This window comes from Vibrio sp. V08_P9A1T1, assembly GCF_963874405.1.
Taxonomy (GTDB): domain Bacteria; phylum Pseudomonadota; class Gammaproteobacteria; order Enterobacterales; family Vibrionaceae; genus Vibrio; species Vibrio anguillarum.
Map to the genome: position 1 here is coordinate 1 of NZ_CAWNIB010000165.1, position 3930 is coordinate 3930.

General features: G+C 40.6%; 2 protein-coding genes. One reads left to right on the top strand and one right to left on the bottom strand.

What is annotated here, in order from left to right; all coding sequences use genetic code 11:
* The first annotated feature begins 210 nt into the window (after positions 1-210).
* Positions 211-666 (top strand): transcriptional regulator, encoded by a 456-nt coding sequence (locus AACT21_RS07450; RefSeq protein ID WP_094163831.1) that lies wholly within the window; start codon positions 211-213, stop codon positions 664-666.
* Positions 667-855: 189 nt separating this feature from the next.
* Here AACT21_RS07450 and AACT21_RS07455 read toward each other — a convergent pair whose 3' ends face one another.
* Entirely contained in the window at positions 856-2832 is a 1977-nt protein-coding gene (locus AACT21_RS07455) for a replication initiator protein RctB domain-containing protein (RefSeq protein WP_017043500.1), read from the bottom strand.
* Between the last annotated feature and the right edge of the window lie 1098 nt (positions 2833-3930).

Sequence of the window (3930 nt, forward strand, 5' to 3'; positions counted from 1 at the left end):
TGCTAGACGAGGCTAAATTTAAATATTGCATACATGAATTCAAGAGTTTTAGCGCTCATTTTATTCTGTTGCATACTATCGCAGTCCCCCCTACCCCACGCTCTTTCAATGTGCTGATTTTTAGCACATGGTTCCCCATTTCTGTTTGGCAAATAAGCTTTAAATGCACCAGACTGTAGTTAATGCATTTAAAGTTGTAGGTAAGACGGGATGTGTAAGCTTCACGACTGGTTAACCGAGATCCATCAATGGCATCTGAACAAGCGCTATGATCAGGTGGCTCAATTACAACCTCTGATCCTTAATGCTCCACAGGAGATCTGGGGGCCGGATCTGAGTGATGATCAAAGTAAAGCAATTGCTTGTTGGCTTGATGCTTGCCTGCGCCAATATGAGTACTACAAGCTCATTGACGGTGAGCTTGCCTTCCAATATCTGCAGCTTGCTTACGCTCGTTTTCAGCGTTGTGTCTCGGAGCCGAGTAGTGAACTTGAGTTAAAATCTTGGTGTATAAAACGGATGCAGCAGTTGCTGGTACTGAGTTTGGAGCATCTCAACCAACAGCACGTTGATGAGGCCTTATCCCGAAGTTTAATTGATGCTCATGTTCGATTTCTTGCATATTACGCGTGGAACGATGATCAAGGTATAAAGCGAGGGTATTAATTGATTGCAGGGATCAACAGATAAAAAAATAGCGAGTTATATAACTCGCTAAAAACATATATGAGCCAATCTATTAATTCATCAGATAGGACAAAAGGTTGTCTATTCGTTTTCTATACTAACGAACCTTCTAAAACAAAATGTCAGCTACATGTCAAGGTTGTGTTGTAAATTGGTTTTAAATACCTTTTAAATACCAATAGCGACTTCATCAAGTGCCCGGAATACGGATTCATCTAAATGCCCCTCGTACACTTGCTTACACACTTTGCGGCGTACCGCGAGACCCGAGATCAAACGTTCGATCGATAAATGTTTATTCTCGTTTTTCGTGTTATAGAGCTCGATCAATTTACTTAACGTCTCATAAGAGATCGCCTCATTTCCAACCCTCAGCCAATCCAGCTTATCAATCAGCTCTGTACACTCTTCCTTGATAGAGGATGGTGGATGTCCAGTCATTGCTGATAACGCCGTTATACTGCGTTCTAGGGCCTCTGGAGAGGTATATTTAGATAAGGTAATCGTAATTTCATCGGCATTGATCTCTACTAGGTGTTTGCGCTGCTTGACTCTTCGTCCTAGCTTACCCTTTGGAGACGGTGCTTTACGTTGAATCGGTTCAAATTCACCATCAATGATCTCAGAAAGCTCTTCTAGTTTTTGCTTAGAAACCATCTCATTGCGCAGTGGGTTAGGCAACGTTGGAGCCATGTTGCGTTTGCCTGCATTGGTGGTACGAGCGCGCGAGTAGCGCAGGACTTCTTCCACATCGCATTTAATGTCGACTTGGTAATCCATCACTTTTTCTTTATCCACCAGTGTGGTGACCGTCAAATGATAGCCCCAAAGATTCACGACAAATAACGAATCGCTGCCCTTTCCTTCCGATAATCGTTTTAGCTCACGGACAAGATCCATCGAAAAACGACGCCATTCGATATTACGGGCCAACTTTTGGTTCAATTCACTCAGTAGCATGCTGTCGGTATGGCGACGCGACATGCGACTGCGAAAATAGGAGTAGAGTTGGAAGACCAACGTATGTTGCTTTAGGATCTCTGGTGGAAACAAGAAAAAGTAATCGCGAGTGAGTAACTCTTCGTAGAATGAAGGCTCCCACACTAAAATGTACAAATTAGGTTTGATCCTAATTTCACCATCAGCCCCTTCCGTTGGCGCTTCTTCAGAAGCGGTGATCGTTCTTGCTAGGAACCGAAAACGATCACTCTTAAATCCTTCTGGCATGTTTTCACTCAGCCAACGGCCGGTTAACTCATGCAGTTGGAAGTCTGTAAATTCAATCCGATCAATACTATCGCGAATAGAATCTCTTGCTGGGCCACTATCTTTTTTACCGCGAAGCGACAAAATATCAGTAATGTACAATGGGGTTTTATTCGGTGTGTGTTTGGTATTAAGTTGGTAATCTTCTTGGTGATGATCGTGGTATTGCACCGTTAAGGTGAACAGTGCAAACAGTGTCATTAGATCATCCACTGTCATGATATTTTTGGAAGAACGAGTTTCAATGATCGCACGGGTACCAGAAATCGACACCATTGATTTCTGGTAGCTTTTACGAGTTCTCGGTGGAGCTAATGCTTGATCAATGATCCCAGCCCAATTGGTGGGTGAAACTACAAACTGATCCGCTTCGTCTTTCATCGCTGGTGGAATATTTAGCCCATGCTCTGTCAACAAACGCTTATTGACCTGAGTTTGAGCCAGCGCTTTTGAACGCTTGCGTTTTTCTGTCTGTTTTACTGATTCAGTTACCAGACTGGTTGAACCAAGCACAGAGATGAGCTTATTTGGGTTAACAAATTTATGCAGCATTGTTTTGCCAGCTAAACCTTCTTCAAATCTCACCGGGATCTGTTTAAATAAACCAATACTTACTGCAGCACGCAGCCGTTGCTGAATAGCCGCTCTGGTCAATTGGCCATCGGTTGCTTCAATTAACTCTGTTGTCGAGACTAGCCCATCTTGGCTGCGAAAACCTCTTAATGAGATCAGGTTAAGAAGTTCAACGATACTTTTGGTAACACCTTTAAAATGTTGGTATTGATCAACCCAATCAACAGCAGTTTCTGAAACTTCAAAAAGATGCCCATCTTTGTGGCTCCTTGGTGCTTTGATCAATATTTTTTCGTCTGCGTTCATTATTAGATCCGTATCACACTAGCCGTAATATCGCTATAGTTCCAATAGAATAAAGAAAAAGAGATCATAAATAAAGAAAAACTTATTGCTTTTAAATAACTGATCTTTTTGATTATTCTGATCTATATTGCTTATATGATCTAATGATCAGGCCTTAATGAGCAGCCTAATTGATTGTTTTATAGGGATAAAAAAAAATCCCCTTCAGAAGCATGATCATAGAAAACTGAAAACATGATCATTGTAGAGAAGAAAGCATGATCAATCACATTCCGAACGATGATCATCAGACGACTGAATCAATGATCAAACACTTTCTTAAAGCATGATCATGGCTCATGCACAACTTATCCACATGATGAGTTGAAGTGATTATTTTATTTGAGCGAGATGAAGAATATGGGCTTGGTTTTTCTTTGGAAAGATGATCAAGGAAGTGCATTAAATGTTCTTTCAAAGTCGATTTTGGCATAAACATGAATTGAAATGACAAATAACTCTTTTAACAGCTTCTATTATAAGGAGTGAGAGTGTGTCGAAAGCATGATCAAGAGCGTATTGAAGAAGGTTTTGTTATTTAGTGTGTTTTAAATTTTACTTGTTATGTACTAGGTATCTTGCTCAGCCCCTACTCCATCTGCAATCACCCGTAATTATGCGCTATTTTTACATGCTTCCGAGCTTAAATCACACTTGATCATTGATCCGATGAAGATCCATTTGTTTTCTGATTATTTGCTGATAAGGAAGGCGCTAATTCCTCTTGATCATTGTTCCTGTGGCGAGGGATCTCTTCGGACGCATGATCATCATGTTAGCCTTGATCATGCGTCCTGGCACCCTGACGAAAAGGATAAGTTTCCCCTGCCCTGTCTCTCTAGTTATTATTATTCATGTTCTACGATTATTTAATTGATCTACAGGGGGAACATCATTCCAAATGACACATACCGTAAATTATGCTGCTTCTCTAATCGTTCCGGGTATTTTAAGCTCATTTACAATGTAAATAAGTTACGTTGTAATATTTTTAATGTTCAAATAAATAATGGACTAAGTTGCCCATTATTTAAGGAAAAATGATGACCATAATGAGGT

Bases quoted from the DNA above. Each gene is read 5' to 3' on its own strand.
- AACT21_RS07450 (WP_094163831.1), top strand. From the start codon at position 211: ATGTGTAAGCTTCACGACTGGTTAACCGAGATCCATCAATGGCATCTG.
- AACT21_RS07455 (WP_017043500.1), bottom strand. From the start codon at position 2,832: ATGAACGCAGACGAAAAAATATTGATCAAAGCACCAAGGAGCCACAAA.